1 pseudogene is annotated in these 533 nt (G+C 47.5%); it reads right to left on the bottom strand.

The annotated features are described in order from the left end of the window. A pseudogene (locus tag ACFIKR_RS09630) lies at positions 1 to 533 on the bottom strand (hypothetical protein); the annotation flags it as partial.

Here is a 533-nt window from a genome sequence, read left to right on the forward strand (position 1 = left end):
GTGGTCTTCGCTGTATTCGCCACTGTAACAGCGCTTTCTGATGCTACTTTGGCTTCGTTAGCTACCGTTTCTGCTGTTTCTGTCGCTGTCGCTACCGATTGTTTTACTTCCTCCACTAAACCTTTTGCCTCAACAGCTGTCGTTTTACTTTCATTAGCTAACGTTGCTGCCTGATCTGCTACTTTTTTCGCTTCAGCGGCTTTAGACAATGCTTCTGAAGCATCTTGTTGCGCTGTTGATGTCTCTAACGCCTGTTTTGCCTCTTGCGCCATAATCTTGGCTTCTGAAGCTGTGACTGTCGCATCATCCGCCTTCTTTTCGGCTCTTGCGGCTTTCTCTTCTGCCGTCTCTGCTGTGCTCTTAGCGTCTTGCGAAAGGACATGAGCATCCTCTGCTTTATTCTTCGCTTCCACCGCTGTGTCTTTTGCACTATCCGCTAACTGCTTTGCATTATTTGCTAACGTTTCTGCCGAATGCGCTCTCATCTTAACTTCTTCAACCAATTGTTTGGCTTCACCGGCTTTAGTCTTGGC

This window comes from Bartonella sp. MR30HLJHH (assembly GCF_042194195.1).
In the GTDB taxonomy this organism is placed as follows: domain Bacteria; phylum Pseudomonadota; class Alphaproteobacteria; order Rhizobiales; family Rhizobiaceae; genus Bartonella; species Bartonella grahamii.